19 protein-coding genes and 1 tRNA gene are annotated in these 20,032 nt (G+C 28.7%); 5 read left to right on the top strand and 15 right to left on the bottom strand.

What is annotated here, in order from left to right; all coding sequences use genetic code 11:
- Window positions 1-3 precede the first annotated feature (3 nt).
- Window positions 4-246: a MoaD/ThiS family protein gene (locus LPB03_RS07830; protein WP_065317777.1), complete on the top strand. Its 243-nt coding sequence runs from the start codon at window positions 4-6 to the stop codon at window positions 244-246.
- Between the two features lie 147 nt (window positions 247-393).
- Here the strand turns inward: LPB03_RS07830 and LPB03_RS07825 are convergent, their stop codons facing one another.
- Window positions 394-669, bottom strand: a complete 276-nt coding sequence (locus LPB03_RS07825) for a DUF3817 domain-containing protein (RefSeq protein WP_065317776.1) — start codon at window positions 667-669, stop codon at window positions 394-396.
- 164 nt (window positions 670-833) lie between these two features.
- Here LPB03_RS07825 and LPB03_RS07820 point away from each other — a divergent pair, with 164 nt between their 5' ends.
- Window positions 834-1,256, top strand: coding sequence for a molybdenum cofactor biosynthesis protein MoaE (locus tag LPB03_RS07820; RefSeq protein WP_065317775.1), 423 nt, complete (start codon window positions 834-836; stop codon window positions 1,254-1,256).
- A gap of 27 nt (window positions 1,257-1,283) precedes the next feature.
- On the opposite strand, the gene LPB03_RS07815 is transcribed toward LPB03_RS07820, so the two are convergent.
- The 4 genes from LPB03_RS07815 to LPB03_RS07800 all read right to left on the bottom strand — a co-directional run bounded on the left by LPB03_RS07815 (window position 1,284) and on the right by LPB03_RS07800 (window position 5,994).
- Window positions 1,284-2,645, bottom strand: a complete 1,362-nt coding sequence (locus LPB03_RS07815) for an exonuclease domain-containing protein (RefSeq protein ID WP_065317774.1) — start codon at window positions 2,643-2,645, stop codon at window positions 1,284-1,286.
- Window positions 2,646-2,735: 90 nt separating this feature from the next.
- Window positions 2,736-3,392: a ribulose-phosphate 3-epimerase gene (rpe, locus tag LPB03_RS07810; RefSeq protein ID WP_065317773.1), complete on the bottom strand. Its 657-nt coding sequence runs from the start codon at window positions 3,390-3,392 to the stop codon at window positions 2,736-2,738.
- A 197-nt stretch (window positions 3,393-3,589) separates the two neighbouring features.
- Window positions 3,590-4,696, bottom strand: a complete 1,107-nt coding sequence (locus LPB03_RS07805; RefSeq protein WP_083186931.1) for a TlpA family protein disulfide reductase — start codon at window positions 4,694-4,696, stop codon at window positions 3,590-3,592.
- 434 nt (window positions 4,697-5,130) lie between these two features.
- Window positions 5,131-5,994: a sigma-70 family RNA polymerase sigma factor gene (locus tag LPB03_RS07800; protein ID WP_015482077.1), complete on the bottom strand. Its 864-nt coding sequence runs from the start codon at window positions 5,992-5,994 to the stop codon at window positions 5,131-5,133.
- Between the two features lie 225 nt (window positions 5,995-6,219).
- Here LPB03_RS07800 and LPB03_RS07795 point away from each other — a divergent pair, with 225 nt between their 5' ends.
- The gene (locus tag LPB03_RS07795; RefSeq protein ID WP_065317771.1) at window positions 6,220-6,807 is read left to right on the top strand and encodes an RNA polymerase sigma factor; all 588 of its coding nucleotides are present in this window, start codon (window positions 6,220-6,222) and stop codon (window positions 6,805-6,807) included.
- Between the two features lie 472 nt (window positions 6,808-7,279).
- On the opposite strand, the gene LPB03_RS07785 is transcribed toward LPB03_RS07795, so the two are convergent.
- The 8 genes from LPB03_RS07785 to LPB03_RS07750 form a co-directional block, all read right to left on the bottom strand.
- Window positions 7,280-8,053, bottom strand: a complete 774-nt coding sequence (locus LPB03_RS07785) for a LuxR C-terminal-related transcriptional regulator (RefSeq protein ID WP_065317769.1) — start codon at window positions 8,051-8,053, stop codon at window positions 7,280-7,282.
- A gap of 257 nt (window positions 8,054-8,310) precedes the next feature.
- On the bottom strand, window positions 8,311-9,228 hold the full coding sequence (locus tag LPB03_RS07780) for a glutaminase (RefSeq protein ID WP_065317768.1): 918 nt from the start codon (window positions 9,226-9,228) through the stop codon (window positions 8,311-8,313).
- Window positions 9,229-9,290: 62 nt separating this feature from the next.
- Complete coding sequence (locus LPB03_RS07775; RefSeq protein ID WP_065317767.1) at window positions 9,291-9,749, bottom strand: RES family NAD+ phosphorylase; 459 nt, start codon at window positions 9,747-9,749, stop codon at window positions 9,291-9,293.
- Window positions 9,749-10,255: an Xre family toxin-antitoxin system antitoxin gene (locus LPB03_RS07770; RefSeq protein ID WP_065317766.1), complete on the bottom strand. Its 507-nt coding sequence runs from the start codon at window positions 10,253-10,255 to the stop codon at window positions 9,749-9,751. Before LPB03_RS07770 ends, LPB03_RS07775 begins: the two co-directional genes overlap by 1 nt.
- 183 nt (window positions 10,256-10,438) lie before the next feature.
- The gene (gene lysS, locus LPB03_RS07765) at window positions 10,439-12,133 is read right to left on the bottom strand and encodes a lysine--tRNA ligase (RefSeq protein ID WP_065317805.1); all 1,695 of its coding nucleotides are present in this window, start codon (window positions 12,131-12,133) and stop codon (window positions 10,439-10,441) included.
- A 476-nt stretch (window positions 12,134-12,609) separates the two neighbouring features.
- Window positions 12,610-13,710 carry a DUF4407 domain-containing protein gene (locus LPB03_RS07760; RefSeq protein WP_065317765.1) on the bottom strand — a complete coding sequence of 367 codons (1,101 nt, stop codon included), beginning with the start codon at window positions 13,708-13,710 and terminating at the stop codon, window positions 12,610-12,612.
- Window positions 13,711-13,819: 109 nt separating this feature from the next.
- Window positions 13,820-15,814: a M56 family metallopeptidase gene (locus tag LPB03_RS07755; RefSeq protein ID WP_065317764.1), complete on the bottom strand. Its 1,995-nt coding sequence runs from the start codon at window positions 15,812-15,814 to the stop codon at window positions 13,820-13,822.
- Complete coding sequence (locus LPB03_RS07750; protein WP_065317763.1) at window positions 15,811-16,182, bottom strand: BlaI/MecI/CopY family transcriptional regulator; 372 nt, start codon at window positions 16,180-16,182, stop codon at window positions 15,811-15,813. The genes LPB03_RS07755 and LPB03_RS07750 overlap by 4 nt, the downstream gene beginning before the upstream one ends.
- 109 nt (window positions 16,183-16,291) lie before the next feature.
- On the opposite strand from LPB03_RS07750, the gene LPB03_RS07745 reads away from it, so the two are divergent.
- The gene (locus LPB03_RS07745; protein ID WP_065317762.1) at window positions 16,292-16,921 is read left to right on the top strand and encodes a peptidylprolyl isomerase; all 630 of its coding nucleotides are present in this window, start codon (window positions 16,292-16,294) and stop codon (window positions 16,919-16,921) included.
- Window positions 16,922-17,074: 153 nt separating this feature from the next.
- Here LPB03_RS07745 and LPB03_RS07740 read toward each other — a convergent pair whose 3' ends face one another.
- Both LPB03_RS07740 and LPB03_RS07735 read right to left on the bottom strand, forming a co-directional pair.
- On the bottom strand, window positions 17,075-18,241 hold the full coding sequence (locus LPB03_RS07740) for an OmpA family protein (protein WP_065317761.1): 1,167 nt from the start codon (window positions 18,239-18,241) through the stop codon (window positions 17,075-17,077).
- A 151-nt stretch (window positions 18,242-18,392) separates the two neighbouring features.
- Window positions 18,393-19,781, bottom strand: coding sequence for a dipeptidase (locus LPB03_RS07735; RefSeq protein WP_065317760.1), 1,389 nt, complete (start codon window positions 19,779-19,781; stop codon window positions 18,393-18,395).
- Between the two features lie 90 nt (window positions 19,782-19,871).
- Between LPB03_RS07735 and LPB03_RS07730 the strand changes: the two genes are divergently transcribed.
- Window positions 19,872-19,953, top strand: a tRNA-Leu gene (locus LPB03_RS07730).
- Window positions 19,954-20,032 lie beyond the last annotated feature (79 nt).

Below are 20,032 nucleotides of genomic sequence, written 5' to 3'. Positions count from 1 at the left end.
TAGATGAATATAAAAACACTTTTTTTTGGAATAACTGCAGATTTGGTTCAAAATTCAGAACTACAAATTTCTGTTGATGAAAATAGTTCTGTCGCTAATTTTAAGTTGATGCTGAAAGGTAAATTCCCACAGTTAGAAAACTTAAATTCGTACGCAATTGCTGTAAATGAAGAATATGCAGAGGATGCTTTAACCCTGAAAAATGGAGATATTGTTGCGATTATTCCACCTGTAAGTGGAGGATAAAAGAAAGCCCATCTTAATCTTCCCAAAGGGAAAATACTCTTATGTTATTTATACTATTTTCTATTTGAAATTGTTGGACAAAAATTCTCTGTGACTCTCTGTTTTTTGCTCTGTGAATCTCTGTGTCAAAACTTTTTCTACAGAAAACTAATGCTGCATATATTTTTTATCAACATAAAAAGTACCAAAAGGAATTACAGAAGCAATTAAAACAATTCCCAAAGTTTTGTTGTTCCAATTCATTTCTTTTTTAATCACAATTGCCAAAACAATATAAAGCATAAAAAGGATTCCATGAGGCATTCCTAGCATTTTTACATACGATGCATCTCCTTGTAAATACTTAATTGGTGTTGCAATAAATAATAAAAGTAAGTAAGAAACGCCTTCTAAAAAACTAATAATTCTAAAGATATTTTTCATTGAATTGATGGATAGTAAATTCTTCTAATTTCGATTTTTCATCGAAATTGTATCGAGAACTTTTGGTTTTAAATTTCAGTTGCAAAAATACAACTTTGTTTTACTATTTTTGCCTTGTGTTGAACTTGTTTCAGTATTTTATAGCTATTTTAGTATTTATAAATATGATTAAAACATCCATAAAAATCACATCAGAAAAATTAAATCTACAAGAATGTTACAGTTTTGTAGAAGATAATTTTTGTGGAGGAATTTCGGCATTTATTGGCACTGTAAGAAACGATACTCAAGGAAAAGAAGTTACGCAATTAGATTTCTCAACCTACAAACCAATGGCAATTAAAGAAATGCAAAAAATTGCAGATTTGGCTTTAGAAAAGTTTGATATATTTAAAATAGCCATTCATCATGCAGAAGGAGTGTTGCAAGTTGGCGATATTCCAGTAATCATTACAACTTCTTCTAAACACAGAAAAGCAGCTTTTTTAGCCTGCGAATTTGCTATTAATACTTTAAAGGAAAGTGTCCCAATTTGGAAAAAGGAACATTTTTCTGATGGTGAAGTTTGGGTAAATGCATATCCGTAATTCAAAAAAGGTTTTCTTACTTCAGTTTTAAGCTGTTAAAGCTACTTTTTTCTTTAAATAAGAAGCGATAATTTTTTGAATATCGTTATTGTCTTTTTGAGGTTCTACAAAAAATTGATAGTCTTCAGGATTTTCTAATTGTTCAGATTGTTGCGTTTCTATATAGCCAAAACCTTTGTAAATTCCGTTTAAAATTAAGGCGAAACCAATTTCGTTTTCAGATCTTCCTGTTTCTTTTAAAATAAAGTTTTGTTTATTAAAATTGATAGAATTTATAGCTTCTTGAACTCGAGAATTATAATTTTCAGCAGTTTCTTGATTACAACAAATACCTTGGCATTCATCTAAAATATGCTCAGAACAATCTGTAACATTGGTTTGTAAATGACAATATTTAGGACATAATTTAAAATCGATACATAAAGTTTCTAAAAAAGTTCTGCACTCACCAATTGAATTAAAATTAATTACTGGATTTGGAGCTAATTTTAGTTTGTTGTAAGCTAAATGTATAATTCCTTTTTGATCTATGTATGTAAAAATTCCAAAAGCATCTTTACTGCGTTTTTGGGCATAATTATATTTTGGATATCTGTGTTTAATTTCTGCTGATTCCAACAAAAGAGCCAGCAATTCACTACCAGTTTCCGTGAAAGAAATATGCGCAGTTTCCAAACACATTTCTCTTTCTTTTTTCTTTTTATCGTAAAAATGACTGATTACTCTTTGCTTTATATTGTTAGCTTTTCCAACATAAATAATTTCTTTTGCACTGTTTTTAAAAAAATAAACGCCAAAAGTTTCTGGTAAATTATCAACATCACTTTTGTTTAAAAGTGGAGGTAAAGTGGCTTGTTTAGAACGTGGATTTAAAAAAGAATTAATGGTAAAATTAGTATCTCTTTCAATTAATCTTCTAAACAATTCTGTGGTTGCTTCTGCATCTCCTTTTGCTCTGTGTCTGCCATTTATAGGTATTTTCTCACTGATGCAAATATTTCCTAAACTGTAAGAATTTAAACCAGGTACAATTTTTCTTGTTAAACGAACTGTACACAGTTTTTTACGAACAAAAGGAAACCCTAAACTCTTAAATTCGTCTTGGATAATATTATAATCGAAGTTTACATTATGAGCTACAAAAATAGTGTCTTTCGTCATTTCTTCCACTTTTTTTGCTACCTCACTAAACTTGGGTGCGTTTCTAACCATGGCATTTGTAATACCTGTTAAATTAGTAATAAAAGGCGGAATGTTTTGCTCAGGGTTTACAAGTGTTGTGTATTCATCCAACACTTTTTTTCCGTCAAAAAGAAAAATGGATATTTCAGTAATTTTTTGACCTTTTGGGCCATTTCCTGTGGTTTCTATATCGATTACAGTGTACAATACTTTTTTCTAAATTGGAATTAGTTTACAAGAAAATTAATAGGATTATAATTTGTGGCTTATTTTTTTGATATTGAATAAGTGTAATTCTTATCCAACAATATTTTTTAAATCTGCAATAGTTTCTGTGGGGTTTTCTGCACCAAAAACATAACTTCCTGCAACTAACACATTGGCTCCAGCTTCAATTAATTTATTTGCGTTTAAATTGGTAACTCCACCATCAATTTCAATTTGACAATTAGATTCAGAAAACTCAATTAAATGTCTTAACTGATTTACTTTTTTATACGTGTTTTCAATAAAAGATTGGCCTCCAAAACCAGGATTTACGCTCATAATACATACCAAATCTAATTCTGCAATTACATCTTCTAAAACTGCAATTGGTGTATGAGGATTCAAAGCAACTCCAGCTTTCATTCCTGCAGCTTTTATAGCCTGAATTGTTCTGTGCAAATGAGTACAAGCCTCAAAATGTACTGTTAAAATATTTGCGCCTAAATCTGCAAATGTTTGGATGTATTGATCAGGGTTTACAATCATTAAATGTACATCAATTGTTTTTTTAGCGTGTTTAGAAATCGCTTTTAAAACTGGCATTCCAAAAGAAATGTTAGGCACAAAAACGCCATCCATAATATCGATATGAAACCAATCTGCTTCACTATTATTTACCATTTCTATATCTCTTTGAAGATTGGCAAAGTCTGCTGCTAAAACTGAGGGTGCAATTAAATTACTCATTTTATTTGTTGTGTAGTTTGTATTTTGCAAAGATACTAAGAAAGGAATACTTTTTTAAGAAAGGATGCTTTTAAAAGAGTTTGAGTTTGGAACAAAAAAAGCACTAACAATTCTAGTGATTTTTAATGCTTTTATATTTTTAATTAAGAATTATTGTTAGAAATTTTATTTGTTATATTCGGATGTTGGCAATGTTTTTATTTTCGGATTAGTTCTTCAATATCTTTTTCAATTTGTTCTGAAAATCCGAAATATTCTTTTTGAATTATTCCATTTTTATCGATTAAAAAATACCTTGGCCAACTATTCACGCTAAATGTTTTCTTTAATTCCTTATTTCCAATTAAATTTAAAAAAGAAGTTCCTTTTTTCTTAACTAATTTTACTGCATTTTCTTTGTCTTCTGTAACTATTCCAACAATGTTCAATTTGGAAGAAAATTTATTTTTTAAATCCTCAACTTTTGGAAATGAAGCAATACAAGGTCCACACCAAACTTCCCAAAAATCAATTAATGTGATTTTATCTGTCTTTATTTCAATAGTTTCATTTTCGTGAAATAAATTTTTCAATGAAATTTCAGGTAATGATTTTTTTAATAAAGCATTAGGTTTGGATTTTTCTTCCTTAATTAACTCAAATTTGTTTAAATCTTCAATATAATCATTTACGTTTTTCTCAATATTTTCATTTGTTTTTAGATTTTTAAATATATAAATTGTTGATTGTTTACTTCCAAAATCTGGCTGTAAAGCGATTGTGACTTTTTTTGGTAAGAATGAACTTTTATCTAATTCTAATTTTTTTGTCTTATTCGTTATTTTATTTTTTAAATCATTTTCAAATTTATATTCTAATATGAAACTATATTCTGTTTCTGAAATCTGAACGTTTTTATAAACAGTATCTAATTTAAAAAAGTCTTTATAAACCATTTGACCACCTGCACTCCCTAAAAAATGTAAACCTCCTTTTAGTTGTCTAAAATTATTTTTCTTATTTGAGATTTGAAATCCAATTCCGTCTTTGTAAATGGATGATTGATTAATGTCATGTCTTATTCCATAAAATGAAAATCCAAAAATTGTATCATTTTTGTCTTTGTTAAGAACTGCAAATCCTTCATTATCCCAGACTTTTCCATTCGAAAATGTCATTATATTCTGAATGTTATATTCAACTGTGTGAGTATTTTCGATGCTTTGATTGAATTTTTCAGTCAAGTATTCAATATTAATTTCCGGTTGCTTTTTGCAATTTATAAGTAAAATAGATGTAAAAAATATTATTGAAATTCTCTTCATATTTTTTGTTTTAATATTGCCCAACTCGTTATAAAGTAACTTTTACTACACCTATTACGTAAAATAAACGTGATATAGTACTTTCTATACTACTTTTATCCTGTAAATATAATTTATTTATTACAGTATTTAAAGGACAATTAACTCAAAAGATTGTTCTAAACAGTTTTCAAAAAAGCCCTTAAAGGGTTTTGAACCCTTTAAGGGCTGGATTATTTAAATAATATTATTTTTAAAAATTATCAGTTAGTTGGCAAACAAGTTTAGCCCAGATTGAAACGACATCCTTTTTATGCTTTTTCGCATAAAAAGATACAGAGGAAAGCTGGAAATAGCTTCAAATAAAAAAACTCCCGAAAATGAATTCGAGAGTTTTAAATATTTTCACACTTATTTAAAAGTAAGAGTGAGATAACTAATGCAATCTGCGATTGCTAGCCTAAATACGTCATTAAAATTTTAGATCTAGATGTATGCTTTAATCTACGGATTGCTTTTTCTTTAATTTGACGAACACGTTCTCTTGTTAAATCGAAAGTTTCACCAATTTCTTCTAAAGTCATTGGTTGGTGTTCACCCAAACCAAAGTATAATTTTACAACATCTGCTTCTCTTGGTGTAAGTGTTTCTAAAGCTCTGTTAATCTCAATTCTTAAAGATTCATGTAATAAAACACGATCTGGATTTGGAGATTCACCAGAGTTTAAAACATCGTATAAATTTGAATCTTCACCTTCAATTAAAGGAGCATCCATAGATACGTGACGTCCAGAATTCTTCATAGATTCTTTTACGTCATTCACTGTCATGTCTAGTTTTTTCGCAATTTCTTCAGGACTTGGAGGTCTTTCGTTTTCTTGCTCTAAAAACGCATACATTTTATTGATTTTATTAATAGAACCAATTTTATTTAAAGGTAAACGTACAATTCTAGATTGTTCTGCTAAGGCTTGTAAAATCGATTGACGAATCCACCAAACTGCATAAGAAATAAATTTAAAACCACGAGTTTCATCAAAACGTTTTGCAGCTTTAATTAAACCTAAATTACCTTCATTAATTAAATCTGGCAATGTTAAACCTTGGTTTTGATATTGTTTTGCAACAGATACCACAAAACGTAAATTGGCTTTCGTTAATTTCTCTAAAGCTCTTTGATCTCCAGCTTTAATAAGCTGTGCCAATTCCACTTCTTCATCTGCAGTAATTAAGTCTACTTTACCAATTTCTTGTAAATATTTGTCTAGGGAAGCAGTTTCTCTGTTCGTAACCTGCTTGGTAATTTTAAGTTGTCTCATTTAATTTGCTATAACTTTATAAGATTAATGTAATCGTTACAATTACTTATACGTAAGCTTTTAAATAAATGTTACAAAAAAGGTTTATTTTTTTTTAAGTGATGTTTTAAAGTGACAAACATTTTAAAGTAATGAATAAAACATTCAACGTGTTTTTAGTACAGTCTAACTTATTTTTAAATATGAAACCTGATTTTTTTACTTTTTTTGTTTTAAAAATAATACATGTTGAAAACAAATTTTGCATATTTATTGACAGACGAAGAGTTAGTCTTTGAAATAGTTGAAACAAACAACTCACAATTATTTGCTGTTTTATATGACAGGTTCTCTAAAGTTGTGTTTAATAAATGTTATGGATTTGCAAATAGTAAAGAAGAGGCAGAAGATTTAACACACGATGTTTTTATTAGATTGTTCCTAAAATTGAAAACTTTTAAAGGAAAGGCTAAATTTTCTACTTGGTTATATTCTTTTACCTATAATTTTTGTGTAAATTATGTTCAAAGAAATAGCTACAAGAAAAAAGAGAAATTTACAGTGGTAACTGATGTTATTAAAGATGATGATGTTTCTATGAATATAGAAGAGACAGATTTATTTGCAGTAAAATCAGAAAAATTGGGAAGAACTTTGGAGTTGATGGAGCCAAAAGATAAAATGATTCTATTAATGAAATATCAAGATGATATAAGTATTAAAGAAATTAAAGAATCATTAGCCATTGGTGAAAGTGCTGTTAAAATGAGAATTAAAAGAGCTAGACATAAAGCTGTAAGTATTTATTCAGAATTATTAGAAGAAGTAGTTTAGTTAAGAACATAAATTTTTACGTAATCTCAGTTGTAGTGAGTGTTGTAGCGTTAAAGAAAAGAAGTATTAATATAGATTTGATTACTAACAATTTATCTACTATATTTGCTTTGTTTTTAACAACTTTTAAGAAGTTATTTGGCTTAGGTTCAAGAGTTTTAATACAAAAATTTTTGTTCGATTACTATTCCAAAAAAAAGAATTTACAAGTAAGTAGCTTTGTGAAAACTGAAATTTTTGAAGGTGTTATTGAGTCTATAAACAATATTGCTACTGAAATAAAAGAAAAAAAATATAATTATAATTCCTAATAAAGGAAATTGTAGACCATAAAATTGAAGTTGTGTGTTAATCACACCTGAAAATTTGATGGAAAGTTGGGGGACTATCTATCATGAGTGATTTTTAATCACAAAAAAAGAGACCGTTTTTACGGTCTCTTTGCTTTTATATAATTTTTAGTTTAAAATCTTTAAAACAAAAGATTTACCAAACAATACTGTACTAATTCTTTAGTAGAATCGAAATTTAACTTTGCTAAAATATTTTTTCTATGCGCACTTACTGTATGTGGACTTATATGCAATTTTTCAGCAATTTGATTGGTAGTATTGTTTAATGCCAACAACCTAACTATATCCTTTTCTCTATTGGTTAAAGAAACTGTGAGTAATTTTTGTGAGTAATTTTTATAAAAAATAGTTTCATACTCATTTTTTTTATTTAATTTTTTTACTGTTGCAATAATTGGTCTCTTTTCATCACCACCAATAACACTTTGATGCGCAATTCCAATAATTGGTTTCCCATTTTCATCAAAATAAGTTGGTGTTTGATGCTCATACACATTCAAATATTCGTCTTTATTATTTTTTACTCTAAAATTCCAAGTATAACTTAATTTACTTCTGTCTTCAATCGGAACTTCTGTCATTGTAAACAACATTAAGTCGTTTAAAGCGCGCATCCAAATAGGAATGTCTTCTGGATGAAAATGAGAAAACCAATAAGGAGCACCTATTGTAGTCATTTTTTCTCTATCCAAACCAAGTGTGTATTCGAAGTTTTTACTGATAAAAGGATATTTTTGTGTAGTTGTATTGGTAACAATAAAAAACGATTGCATTGGAGGTAGATATGTATCTAATTCCTTTAGTTTTTGAATGTGAGTTTCAATAACAGTTCCACAATATTCTTTATGTGTCGTAAAAATTTCTTCAAATAAATCTATTATTTTGTCACTCATTTATAGTATTATTTTTACTGATGAAATCATATAGCCATAGGTGTTGCTAGAATAGTTCTTTTTTTTTTGATGTCCTTATAAATCGAAATCATTTCCAATAACAGCAATATTCCAAGATTCTTCTAACATGTAATTACCATTGTTATTTTTAGCATCTTTAAAGAATAAAAACAATAAATTTCAAATGCTTTCATATCATTTAGTTTTGATTGAAAGCAGAAAGTTCATCATTTTAATTGAAACCTACAAAAAAACTCCTAAAAAATTGAGGATTCAGTTTTTGATGTAAACTTTTCCAAAAACAACATTCCTTTATAAGAGTTACCTTTTACATTTAATTTCGGACTCCAAACTGTAATACAAAATTTGTCTGGATGAATAGCTACAATACCACCACCAACACCACTTTTTCCTGGTAAACCAACTCTGAAAGCAAATTCGCCAGATTCGTCATAAAAACCACAAGTAAGCATAATTGCGTTAATTCTCTTTGCCTGACTTTCTGTGAGGATTCTCTTTCCTTTTTGACACAAAAAATTATCGTCTGCCAAATAAAGAAATATTTCAGATAAATCTTTGCAGCTCATTCTTAAAGAGCACATATGAAAATAAAAATCTAAAACCTTTTCTGTATCATTTTTAATATTACCAAAAGATTTTATAAAATTACAAAGTGCTTTATTTCTAAAGCCAGTTTTCTTTTCAGATTGCGCAACTTTCTCAGAATAATTTAAGGTTGGATTGTTAGAAATGCCCTTACAAAAACTCAAAAAATCTTCCTTTGGATTTTTAAAATGTCCAACTAAAATGTCTGAAATAACAATAGCTCCAGCATTTATAAACGGATTTCTAGGAATTCCTTTGTCAGATTCTAATTGCTGTAAAGAATTAAAAGGATTTCCAGAAGGCTCAACATCAACTCTATCCCATAAAGCTTCTCCTTCTAATTTATAGGCTAAGGTTAAAGATAAAATTTTAGAGATACTTTGTATGGAAAACTTTTTTTCATGATCGCCAATTCCAAAAGAATTTTTATCAATTGTAGTAATATGAATTCCAAAATTTTTGTCGTTTACATTTCCTAATTCAGGAATATAATTGGCAACTTTACCTATGTCATCAACATTTTTTAATTCTAAATAAATGTCTTCAATTATTTTCTTGTAAGTTTCCATTGATGGGTTTTCAAAATTATTTATCGGACAAATATCCTTTAAAATTTTACGAAATTGCTTTTTTATTGAAAGATTCTTTTATCAAAAGGAAAATTGGTTACATCAATTATTTTAATCTTTTTAAACATTTTATGATGCGGATTTATCAAATAATTAAAATCGCCTTTCACAACTGCAGAAGGTACTTTTAAAATACAGAATTCCAAATCATCAATAAATACATCGCCAATTTTTTTAGTTTTAGAATTTGGTAACATCATATTCCAGTTTTCATCTAAATCTTTCAAATCAATTTTTTTGATTTCAATTTCATCAGGAACATCAATAGTAAGCATCACAAAATCTTTTGGTAAAGTCGCCATTGTTACATGAACTGCAACTTCTGCCATGGCTAAAGCTCTGCTTTCTGCTGTGTAGATAATTTCTGTGCCTTTAGAGTTCCATCTGTTGTTAGATTTTGCTGCACCTTTTCCATTAAAAGCAGTTGCGTATTTTTTCTTGGATAGTCTAAAAAGCTTCATTAGCCAAAAATTCCATGCTCTATTCTGTTTAATTCTTCCATCACCAATTCTTTACCATAAGAATCTTGTAAAAGTTCTGAAGGTTTTAAATTATTGAAGACAAATAATGGTGTATTTAACCACAAATAAAATTGTTCTGTAGAATCAAAAACATCTTTACCAAAATTGGTAACTTCTGCCAATTCTATAATTTTTTCTGTATGAATTGGTTTAAATAAATGATTTTTGTCATTGCTATATCTTTGTAAGGATTTTTTAGAAATATTTAAATAGTTTGCCCATTCATCTTCCGTAAAAGGAATTATTTTTTTAATAGCATTAAATATTTTATAAGGCAATCCTTTTTTAATAACCTGAATAACAAGCATTTTATTATCAAAAAAATCTGAAAAAGAATTATTTTCTTTATTGAAATTAAAGATAGACGCTGTATTTAAATTTGTTACATAACTATTTATCGCTTCATTAACCACAGCAAAATTGGAAGTGTTTTTTTTATAATCCATAATAAAAATACATTTGACTTCAAATATACGACTTTTGTCTTATTTTTAAAAATTTATTTTTCTTTTGATTTTAAACTTTGAAAAACAATTTATCAGCATAAAAAAAAGGAACTACATTGCTGTAATTCCTTTTTAATTATTTTAATTTGGAAGATACTGAAACAAGTTCAGTATTAGAAATTATTACATAATTTCTACAAACAAACCTTCCTCAGTTTTAGAAACTTTGGCAACATCTTTCTTCGTTAAACCTTTAATGGTTTTATCCCATTTTTTGTTCGATAAACCAGATTGCGTTTTCAATTCGTTTAATTCTATTTTTTCTGCTTTTGTAATCATTGCCAAAACTGCTTTTTCATCATCATTTAATTCAATAGAAGGCGCTTTTTTCTCTGGTCTCATTTGAGGAAAGAACAGCACTTCTTGAATCGATTGATTATTGGTTAAAAACATAATTAATCTATCCATTCCAATTCCCATTCCAGAAGTTGGAGGCATTCCGTATTCTAAAGCTCTTAAGAAATCTTCATCAATAAATTCGGTAGCTTCATCATCTCCTTTTTTAGCTAATTTTAATTGATGTTCAAAACGCTCACGCTGGTCAATTGGATCATTTAATTCAGAATACGCGTTTGCAATTTCTTTACCACAAACCATTAACTCAAAACGCTCTGTTAATTCTGGGTTGTCTCTATGTTCTTTACAAAGTGGAGACATTTCTTTAGGATAATCTGTAATAAAAGTTGGCTGAATGTAGTTTCCTTCACATTTTTCACCAAAAATTTCATCAATTAATTTTCCTTTCCCCATGGTTTCATCAACCTCAATTTTCATTGATTTTGCAGCAGCTCTAATTTCATCTTCGGTTTTTCCAGTAATATCAAAACCGGTAAAATGTTTAATAGAATCTGCCATGGTTACTCTTGCATAAGGAGCTTTAAAATCTATTTTATGCTCGCCAAAAGTAGCTTCTGAAGTTCCATTTACAGCAATTGAACAATGCTCTAAAAGTTGCTCACAAAAATCCATCATCCAATTATAATCTTTGTACGATACATAGATTTCCATGGCTGTAAATTCAGGATTATGAGTTCTATCCATTCCTTCATTTCTAAAGTTTTTAGAGAATTCATACACACCATCAAAACCACCAACAATTAATCTTTTTAAATACAATTCATTGGCAATTCTCATATATAAAGGAATATCCAAAGAATTATGATGCGTTATAAAAGGTCTTGCAGCTGCACCTCCAGGAATTGGCTGTAAAACAGGTGTTTCAACTTCAAAATAACCAGCGTTATTAAAGAAAGAACGCATTGCATTAAACAATTTTGTTCTTTTAATAAACACTTCTTTTACTTTTGGATTTACCACCAAATCTGCGTAACGTTGTCTGTAACGCATTTCTGGATCTGTAAAAGCATCGTATGTTTTACCATCTTTTACTTTAGGAATTGGCAAAGGTTTTAAAGATTTAGATAACATTTTAAACTCCTTAACCATTACTGTTTTTTCACCAACTTTAGTAGTAAAAAGAGTACCAGTAACACCAATAAAATCTCCTAGATCTAATAATTTTTTAAAGACATCATTGTACATAGATTTGTCTTCACCTTCGCAAATTTCATCTCTATTAAAATACAACTGAATTCTACCTTCACCATCTTGCAATTGTCCAAAAGAAGCTTTTCCTTGAATATTAATCACCATTAAACGACCAGCAATTACCACCTGTTTTCCTTCTACATATTCCTGTTTTATTTCCTTTGAGTTTGAATCTACAGGAAATAAATCTGCTGGATAAGGATTAATACCTAAATCTCTTAATTTTGTAAGCTTTTGTCTACGTACAACTTCTTGTTCTGATAATTGCATTTGGTCTTTAAATTTTCTGATTTTATTAAGCCACAAAGATACAATGTAACTACAAATAGTCAATTGCGAAAATTATAAAAAAAATGATATTTATTTTAGAATTTACAAAAACAACGTATATTTGTGTGTTGCTTTTTGTTGAAGTAACATTTAGTTGTGTTGTTTTGGCATTTTTTTTAAAAAATGTCTTTGGTTTTGTTAACCAATGGAAAGCTTCCCTTAAATGGGACGCTTTTTTTTGTGAAACTAATTTTTAAATAAGCGAAGCTAATTTTAAAAATGTTAGTTGAACAAATCCCGATAAAAATCGGGATCTTACACTACAAATATCCCAAGTTTTTAAGTTTTTTTTGAAGCTATTCCAGCTTTCAGCACTCGCTTTTTTGCCCAAAAAGGCAAAAAGAGCTCAAACAAATGCCTCAATCTGGGCTAAACTTGTTTGAATTTGTAGTCATTATTAGAATCTGAAGACTTTTCTATAACATTTTTTGTTGTTTCTTATAAAAAGAATCTGCTTGTAGTTTCATTAATTCTCTTGCCATTTTTTGTTTGTAGTTATACAAATCATCATCTGCAGTAATATCTTTATACACTTTATTATCTATAGCAATATCTGCCTGCAACATTTGTTCTCTTTGCTGCATTTGTTGCGTAGCCCAAGTTTTTACAGCCGATAATTTTTCCTCTAACTTAAAATCGTATTCGCCTTTTGGCGCTAAAAGTTTTGCAATAATGGGCGAAGTTTCAATAGCCAAAAACAATAAGAAAATAAAGAAGGAAGTTAACCAAGGTAATTCTCCAAGTGCATTTATTCTTGCCATTAATCCATCAAAATTAGCAATAATAGGTTGCGATTTTGTTTCCGCTAATTTTTGATTTTCCACTAAAACAGCAATGGCTGTTTCTTTTTCTTTGATGGTTTCTTGAGTCTCTTTTTTCAACTGATTTAAAGCCAATAAAGAAGCATCGTGTTTGGCTCTTTTTTCTTCGTAAACAGGGCCTTTTCCTAATTTTTTAGTTCCTTTTGTACCTTCAGCTTCTGCAATATAGGTTTCATACAAAGTATTGGTTTCATTTTCTTTGCCAATCACTTCTTGTTTTAAAACCTCAATTTCTGAATTTATTTTTGAAATTTCTGGCGTAAATTGTTGGGCTATTTGCGTTTTATTATCCAAAGTCATTTGGTTTTTTTTGGTCAATAAAACTTGATTGATTTCTTTCTCAAACAACTTTAATTCTAAAGGTTTAGAAATTACAACAGCAATAATAATCGCTAAGACAATTCTTGGAGCAGCTTGTAGTAATTCTTTCAATTTAGAATCTGACTTTTTGATTGTCGAAACTATAAAACGATCTAAATTAAAGATTAAAAGCCCCCAAATCAATCCAAAGAAAATAGCTGCAAACAAATTATCAAACACAGTAAATAAAGCATAACTGCCTGCAATGGTTGCCATAATTGCTGTAAAAAAAACAGTGGCTCCAATACCAGCGTATTTATTTTGTTCGCCATTAGAACATTCGTTAATTAGGTTTTTATCGACTCCAGAACAGACAAGAAAGAAATTTTTAAGCACAGTTTAGTTTTTATTTATACAAATACAACGCTTTAAAATTGAAATTGTTACATAAAAAAACATCGAAATTACCTGAAATTAATTTAGCATAAAATCGATGTTTTTAAGGTTAATAGGCAGTTACGCCAAATTGGTTAACTTTTGCTTTGTTGTTTAAAGTAAATTCCAAAGTTTCCCAAGCAGTTCCTTTCATACTTTTCAGTTGTATTTTATTATTTTTATTCTGAATGAAAAATATAAACTCACTTTTTTCGCTTTCATTCATACCAATTCTATTGATAACTTTATTTTTGTTTTCGTTCATTGTGAAATTTAAAGTTTTCCAATTGCAACCTTTTAAACATTTCATTTTTATCAAATTATCAGATTTTTCAAATTCGATATTAAAATCAGCTATAGAATTTTCTTCAACCTTTATATTTTTATTTGCTTCTTGCTTTTTCTTTGGTGGAGGTGGAGGAGCAAAGTCATTTCCAGTTCTTTTTTTCCAAGCTTCGTAAGCATTTTTAGCTTTTTCAATTTCTTCTTTAGTTGCATTAGGAACAGGTAGTGGAGGTGGAATTAGTAATTTATCTTCTTCAGTTAAATCTTTCTTCAATTTGTAGAAAACTTTGTTGTTTTTTCTTAATCTTACATAAGGATCATGAGGAAGCACTGGTCTTTTTGCTTTCTTTTTATCTTCTTTAGAAAGATTAAAATACCTAGAACCAAGATCTGAAAATATTCCTTCTAATATTTCTTTACGTTCTTCATCACTATCTACATAATGTGGTTTTTTATTTCTAATGGCTTCATAATAACTATTAATTTTTTTGTATTTATACAATGAATCTTTTTGAATTTTGGATAATTTAAAAAGTTCATCAATTTCTTCAATTTTTTTCGTTTCCTTTATTTTAGAAGTATTATTTTTTGGTGGTGGAGGTGGAGGAATTATTTCAGATATATTTTGAACAGAATTCTTTTGCTTCTTGGACATCAAACTATATATAGTTTGCATCTTATTAATATTCTTTAATTTGTAGATATTATGTTTTTTTCCTTCATTTAAAAGCAGCTTATATTCATTCATTTGTTTTTTAGAAGCAATACTTTTTTCAATGATAGTGTCTTTATCTAAATAGATGATTTGTAATGAATTTATGTCTTTTAGTTTTACCCTAATATCTTCTGGGTCTAAATTTTCAATTTGTAAATCATTAATTGGAGTATCTATATATTCTTTAATTTCAATAATTTCTTGCGCTTCAACTCTTTCTGCAAAGAGGAAAATAAAACCTGCTAAAAGTGGAATTACTGCCAGCTTTTTAATCCAAATTTTGGTTTGGGAACTTTGTGTTGTCATCATTTTTAATCTTTTTTTAGTAAGTGAATAATTCAAATTACTGGCCAAGTAATAGTCGTTTTTCCAAGCAGCTTTATTCAGTAATAAATGCTGGTATTGAATAGTATTTTTATTTTGGTTGATAACAGTTTCATCTGCTAAAAATTCATGATTTAATTGAACTGCTTTTTTAAGTAAAATAAAGAAAGGATTTATCCAGAAAATAGCTTGAAGAAATTCTAAAAACAAAACATCTAATGTGTGTTTTTGAGTTACGTGTGTCAATTCGTGTGTAAATAATTCCTGTTCTATTTTTTGATTTTCATAATCTTTTTTGTTGATGAAAATGTAGTTCCAAAAAGTATGAGGCAAGATTGCATCATCAACCAAAACCAAAACCGCTTTTTGATACTTTACTTGTTTGTTCTTTCTTATTTTTTGAATAATATGAAATAAATTTTTTCCAAATCGAATGAATAAGATTGATGAAATAAGACTATAAATACCTATAAATATGAGTGTATAATCAATCGATTTTTCAATTATAATTTCAGGAGTTATTTCTGTTGGATAAGAAAAACTAGTTGTTGGTGTCGCTTTTAAAACAAGAGGAGCAACATCAATATAAATAATATACAAAGGCACTAAAAAGGAAAATAATACACTTCCTAATAAGTAAAAACGATTAAAATTATGCATTTTTTCTCGCTCTAAAACCAAGTGATAAAATGCCAAAAGCAAGGCTAAACAAGTTGCCGATTTTAATATGTATAGTATCATTTTTCTTGATTTTTAATTTGAGTATCGATAACCTTTTTTAATTCTTCCAATTCTTGAGTTGTTAAATTAGTTTCTTTCGTAAAAAAAGAAGCAAACTGACTAGCAGAATCGTTAAAGAAATTTTTAATCAACCCATTTACATGATTCGAAAAATAATCTGTCTTTTTGATGATGGGATAATATTCTCTCGATTTCCCAAACAACTTATAATCGATAAAACCTTTGTCTTTAATTCTCTTTAACAAAGTTGCAACTGTTGTTGTTGCTGGTTTTGGTTCAGGGAAATCGTCTAATAAATCTTTTAAAAATGCTTTTTTACGTTTCCATAAATACTGCATTAATTGCTCTTCGGTTTTAGATAATTGCATCGTTATTTGTTTTTACTCTACAAACATAGAATAAAAAAGTGAGTTCTACAAATGTAGAGTTAAAGTTTTTGTCTTTTTAAGTACCTTTGAGTTTCTATAAAAACAAAAAATGAAAAGAATATTAGTATTAGCATCTATTATTTTAATGACTTCTTGTGCTACAAAAAAGTTTAAAGAAAAATGGTTAAAAAAAGAAGCACCTGCAACTTTTAAAGCTAGATTTGAAACTACTCAAGGAAATTTCGATATTGAAGCTGTTAGAGAATGGTCGCCAAATGGAGTGGATAGATTATATCAATTAATAAAAAATGATTATTATATTGATGTAGCAATTTTTAGAGTTGTTCCTAATTTTGTTGCGCAGTTTGGTATTCATAATGATTCACTTATAAATAACGCTTGGCAAAAAAGAGGTATTGAAGACGAACCTGTCATCAAAAAAAATGATTCTATGACCATTTCTTTTGCTAGAGGAGGAGTTAGTACAAGATCTAACCAAATATTTATCAATTTAAAAGAAAATTATAGGTTAGATGAGTTAGCGTATTCTGGAGTTACAGGTTTTCCTGTGGTTGCAAAAGTAATTGCTGGCCAAGATAATGTATTGAAGTTTTACGATGGTTATGGAGACAATTTAGGACGTAAACAAGGTGAAATAGCAAAATTAGGAAACGAGTTTCTACGCAAAGAATATCCAAAAGTAGATTATATTTTAAAAGCTTATATTTTAAAAGAATAACTAGGTAACTCTTTTGTTGGTTAGTGTTTATATTGTATTATAAAATATATAATCATCAATCAATTATTCTAGTTATTTAAAAATTACGTATAAAAAAATCATCTATAATTTAAATTATAGATGATTTTTTTAGTTTAAAAACTAACTATTTTATTAGTTAATTTTAAAAGTAACTTTTCTTGCTAATTGTCTAGCACCTTTTGACATTGTTTTGTCTTCACCAACACCACCATAAGACAATCTAGTTGGACTAATTCCAGAAGCAACTAACATATCAAAAACAGCTTTTGCTCTATTGTTAGATAAAGTTTGGTTTCGTTCTTCGCTACCAGTTTCATCTGTAAAACCAATTAAAGAAGCATTTACATAAGGATTGTCATATAAAAATTGTCTTAAATAGTTTACTGAAGATAAAGATTCTTTCTGAATTTTAGTACTGTTTATGTCAAAAAATACATTTACATACCCTCTGTTTAAAAGTTCTTTAATAAAATCTACATTAGAGCTTGTTACAACATCACCATACGTAGTTTCACCTTTCTTAACATATCTATTATCTAATTCTGTCATAATAAGTTCTTTATTAGGAGAACTTTCTTTTGTTTTTAGAACTTGGATTTCTTTTTCAGCAGTATCTAAACGATTTTTTATAGATTCTAACTCAGAGTTTACTACAATTGCTTCTTCACCTCTCCAGAAATCAGCAGATTGTTTGTTTTTTCCAAGTGCTATGTTAAGTCCTATAGAAGTATTAAATAGGCTGATGTTAGATTCTCTTGTTGCAGAATTTGGTCCTCCATCAAAATTATCTTCTTGATAAAAGTGGATAAGTGATGAAAAATCTAAAAATAATGAGAATCTATTATTTAATTTAAACTGAGGTGTAATACCAAAGTTCATTGCAAACATAACATCTCCACCATTATCTACTGGATCTGTTATATTTAATGAAGCAGCTCCAACACCTCCATGTGCTAAAAGGTTAAAACGATTTGTCCAAGTATGAAATTTTAAAACACTTCCTAAGTTTACAACACCTTCTAAACTAGCTCTGTAGTAGTTAGATGTAAATGGTTGAGAATCTTCATTTGCTGTGAAACTATTGTAACCTAAATCTAATCTTAAACCAAATTTTTCGTTAAACATATATCTATAACCAATATGTCCTTGACCAAAAATATTTTCACTAAACCCTGGTGATAAAGTAGAGCCAACTTGATGAATTCCTCCACCAATATCAATAGACCAATGATCGTAATCTTGTGCACTCGCGAAAAAAGACATTAGTGTAAATACTGCCCCAAGGTAAATTTTTTTCATTTTATTTTTATTTATGTGTTGATTTATTTGTTTCAAACTTTAATCGTCAAATTTATTACTAATATTTATTTTGAGGAATTTTTTTTGCCAATTGTTTAATTATATCGTTTAAATGATAAAGAAAATAGGCTAGCAAGCTATATTATAACAATTATAAAGATAGTTTTGCAAAATTAGCATAAAAATGTGGAATGGTTTCTATTCCTTTTAAATAATTCCAAACACCAAAATGCTCGTTAGGAGAATGTATTGCATCTGAGTTTAAACCAAATCCCATTAAAATAGTTTTACTTTTTAATTCTTTTTCGAACAAAGCAACAATAGGAATACTACCTCCACTTCTTTGTGGAATTGGAGTTTTACCAAAAGTAGTTTCATAAGCTTCACTTGCAGCTTGATACGCTATATTATCAATAGGAGTTACATAACCTTGACCTCCATGATGTGGTGTAACTTTTACTTTTACTGATTTTGGAGCAATGTTTTCAAAATGATTTTTAAATAATTCTGTAATTACTTTCCAATCTTGATTTGGTACTAAACGCATCGAAATTTTTGCATACGCTTTGCTTGCAATTACTGTTTTTGCACCTTCACCAATATAACCACCCCAAATTCCATTAACATCTAAAGTTGGTCTTATCGAATTTCGCTCGTTTGTTGAAAAGCCTTTTTCACCATGAACATCATCAATAGCAATCGACTTTTTATACTCTTCTAAGCTAAAAGGAGCTTTTGCCATTTCTGCTCTTTCTTCTGTTGATAATTCTTGAACAGCATCATAAAAACCTGGAATGGTAATATGATTATCTTCATCATGTAAAGAAGCAATCATTTTTGATAAGATGTTAATTGGATTGGCAACTGCACCTCCATATAAACCAGAATGTAAATCTCTATTTGGGCCAGTAACTTCTACTTCTACATAACTCAACCCACGTAAACCTGTTGTTATGGATGGAATATCATTGGCAATCATTCCTGTATCAGAAATAATAATTACATCATTTTTTAACTTTTCTTGATTCTTGGTTACAAAAGCAGATAAATTTACAGAGCCAACTTCTTCTTCACCTTCAATCATAAATTTTACATTGCAAGGTAAATTTCCTGACGCAATCATATATTCAAAAGCTTTTACATGCATGTACATTTGCCCTTTATCATCACAAGCACCTCTTGCAAAAATTGCACCTTCAGGATGAATTTCCGTTTTTTTAATAACAGGTTCAAATGGAGGAGAAGTCCATAATTCTATAGGATCTGCTGGTTGTACATCATAATGTCCATACACTAAAACCGTTGGTAAATCTTTGTTGATGATTTTTTCGCCATAAATAATTGGATAGCCATCAGTTTCGCAAAGTTCTACAGAATCGCAGCCTGCTTTTTTTAAACTCTCTAAAACAAAATCTGCTGTTAATAGAACATCTTTTTTAAAAGCGTTATCTGCACTTACAGAGGGTATTTTTAGCAATTCTACTAGTTCGTCTAAGAAACGTTGTTTGTGTTCTTTTATGTATGATTTTACTGAATCCATAAGATAAATTTAAATTTACATCAAAAATATAAAAATAATAATGAACTGCTTTGTAGTTTGGTTTGATTGTTTATATTTGCAAACCAAATTGCGAGCGTGGTGGAATTGGTAGACACGCTAGACTTAGGATCTAGTGCCGAAAGGTGTGAGAGTTCGAGTCTCTCCGCTCGTACTTTAAGCCTTTTAAAGAATTTTTCTTTAAAAGGCTTTTTATTTTTAAATTAAAGTATAATTGGCTCTAAAAGAGTTAC

This window comes from Polaribacter vadi (genome assembly GCF_001761365.1).
GTDB lineage: Bacteria > Bacteroidota > Bacteroidia > Flavobacteriales > Flavobacteriaceae > Polaribacter > Polaribacter vadi.
Note: the sequence above shows the minus strand (reverse complement) of the source record. Positions and strands in the feature narration are given on the sequence as shown.

Excerpts from the sequence above, each read along its gene's own strand:
- LPB03_RS07770 (WP_065317766.1), bottom strand. The coding sequence starts at position 10,255 with ATGGATTATAAAAAAAACACTTCCAATTTTGCTGTGGTTAATGAAGCG.
- LPB03_RS07750 (WP_065317763.1), bottom strand. The coding sequence starts at position 16,182 with ATGCAATTATCTAAAACCGAAGAGCAATTAATGCAGTATTTATGGAAA.
- LPB03_RS07780 (WP_065317768.1), bottom strand. The coding sequence starts at position 9,228 with ATGGAAACTTACAAGAAAATAATTGAAGACATTTATTTAGAATTAAAA.
- LPB03_RS07735 (WP_065317760.1), bottom strand. The coding sequence starts at position 19,781 with ATGGATTCAGTAAAATCATACATAAAAGAACACAAACAACGTTTCTTA.
- lysS (WP_065317805.1), bottom strand. The coding sequence starts at position 12,133 with ATGCAATTATCAGAACAAGAAGTTGTACGTAGACAAAAGCTTACAAAA.
- LPB03_RS07820 (WP_065317775.1), top strand. The coding sequence starts at position 834 with ATGATTAAAACATCCATAAAAATCACATCAGAAAAATTAAATCTACAA.
- LPB03_RS07755 (WP_065317764.1), bottom strand. The coding sequence starts at position 15,814 with ATGATACTATACATATTAAAATCGGCAACTTGTTTAGCCTTGCTTTTG.
- LPB03_RS07825 (WP_065317776.1), bottom strand. The coding sequence starts at position 669 with ATGAAAAATATCTTTAGAATTATTAGTTTTTTAGAAGGCGTTTCTTAC.
- LPB03_RS07795 (WP_065317771.1), top strand. The coding sequence starts at position 6,220 with ATGTTGAAAACAAATTTTGCATATTTATTGACAGACGAAGAGTTAGTC.
- LPB03_RS07785 (WP_065317769.1), bottom strand. The coding sequence starts at position 8,053 with ATGAGTGACAAAATAATAGATTTATTTGAAGAAATTTTTACGACACAT.
- LPB03_RS07745 (WP_065317762.1), top strand. The coding sequence starts at position 16,292 with ATGAAAAGAATATTAGTATTAGCATCTATTATTTTAATGACTTCTTGT.
- LPB03_RS07805 (WP_083186931.1), bottom strand. The coding sequence starts at position 4,696 with ATGAAGAGAATTTCAATAATATTTTTTACATCTATTTTACTTATAAAT.
- LPB03_RS07775 (WP_065317767.1), bottom strand. The coding sequence starts at position 9,749 with ATGAAGCTTTTTAGACTATCCAAGAAAAAATACGCAACTGCTTTTAAT.
- LPB03_RS07740 (WP_065317761.1), bottom strand. The coding sequence starts at position 18,241 with ATGAAAAAAATTTACCTTGGGGCAGTATTTACACTAATGTCTTTTTTC.
- rpe (WP_065317773.1), bottom strand. The coding sequence starts at position 3,392 with ATGAGTAATTTAATTGCACCCTCAGTTTTAGCAGCAGACTTTGCCAAT.
- LPB03_RS07800 (WP_015482077.1), bottom strand. The coding sequence starts at position 5,994 with ATGAGACAACTTAAAATTACCAAGCAGGTTACGAACAGAGAAACTGCT.
- LPB03_RS07830 (WP_065317777.1), top strand. The coding sequence starts at position 4 with ATGAATATAAAAACACTTTTTTTTGGAATAACTGCAGATTTGGTTCAA.